Annotated in this window: 1 protein-coding gene; it reads left to right on the top strand. The window is 71.5% G+C overall.

Annotated features, from left to right (window positions below; all coding sequences use genetic code 11):
- Positions 1–287 precede the first annotated feature (287 nt).
- Positions 288–965, top strand: coding sequence for a response regulator transcription factor (locus LCE31_RS39630; protein ID WP_225023136.1), 678 nt, complete (start codon positions 288–290; stop codon positions 963–965).
- Positions 966–1,388: the final 423 nt, after the last annotated feature.

Here is a 1,388-nt window from a genome sequence, read left to right as displayed (position 1 = left end):
GTGGGGGCCACGGGGTCCGTGGGTGACGGGTCGTTCCGTGGGGAGGCCGCCCGCACACAAAAGAGACCCTTGGCAGCTTCATCGCCAAAGGTCCCCAGGCAGTACTACAGGCTTCGCATAACCATACGACATGCCATAGGGGCATTTAGAAGGACTTGAGAGATCAATCACAGGTTAGGAAGCCTGTACACACCGTGATTCGAAGGCAGAAGCCTACGTCAAGGCCCGTACCGCAGGCTCGGCCGATCATTGCCCGACGGCTGCCGCGCGCGGTCTACCATCACCACATGACCCGTGTACTGCTCGCCGAGGACGACGCATCCATCTCCGAGCCGCTGGCCCGCGCCCTCCGGCGGGAGGGGTACGAGGTCGAGGTCCGCGAGGACGGCCCCACCGCTCTGGACGCGGGCCTTCAGGGCGGCATCGACCTGGTGGTTCTCGATCTCGGGCTGCCCGGCATGGATGGGCTAGAGGTCGCCCGCAGGCTCAGAGCCGAGGGCCACGCGGTGCCGATCCTCGTCCTCACCGCGCGCGCCGACGAGGTCGACACGGTCGTCGGACTCGACGCCGGTGCCGACGACTACGTGACGAAGCCGTTCCGCCTCGCCGAGCTGCTCGCCCGCGTACGGGCCCTGCTGCGGCGCGGAGCCAGCGAGCCCGCGCCCGCCCCCGCGACACACGGCGTGCGGATCGACGTCGAGTCGCACCGCGCCTGGATGGGCGACGACGAGTTGCAGCTCACCGCCAAGGAGTTCGACCTGCTGCGGGTCCTCGTACGGGACGCGGGCCGGGTCGTCACGCGCGACCAGCTGATGCGCGAGGTCTGGGACACCACCTGGTGGTCCTCCACCAAGACCCTCGACATGCACATCTCCTGGCTGCGCAAGAAACTCGGCGACGACGCGGCGAATCCCCGGTACATCGCCACCGTCCGGGGCGTCGGCTTCCGCTTCGAGAAGAGCTGACCTCCGGGCGCCGGAGCGGTTCCGCCCGGTACCGGCGCGGCTTCGGAGCGCGTCACCGGCCCGGTCCGCCCGTACGCGTGCTCAGCGTATGCCGCACGTACCGCGTGTGCCGCGTGTGCCTGTACCGCGCGCCTCGCTCCCCGTGCCTGCCGTACGGTCGTACGCACCGCGCCCCGGTCTGCCCCGGGCGGTACATACTGACGCACGCCGCCCGCTCACCGACCCGCCGCCCGCCACGGGCTCCCTGCGGTCGCCTGGTCCGTGCACTCCCCTGCCGTACACGGTCCGCCTCGGCGAGCGGCCCCCCGCCGGGGCGCCGGACCGCCCGGGACCCGGTCAGGAAACCGGCAGGCCGGAACCCGCACGGCCGGGAGTCCTGAGAGGCTGAGCCGCGCACCCCCCCCCCCCCCCCCGGCCCCGCCC

Source organism: Streptomyces sp. 8L, assembly GCF_020176795.1.
In the GTDB taxonomy this organism is placed as follows: Bacteria; Actinomycetota; Actinomycetes; order Streptomycetales; family Streptomycetaceae; genus Streptomyces.
The sequence above is the reverse complement of the archived record's forward strand: the minus strand, read 5'-3'. Positions and strand labels throughout refer to the sequence as shown.

Bases quoted from the DNA above. Each gene is read 5' to 3' on its own strand.
- LCE31_RS39630 (WP_225023136.1), top strand. From the start codon at position 288: ATGACCCGTGTACTGCTCGCCGAGGACGACGCATCCATCTCCGAGCCG.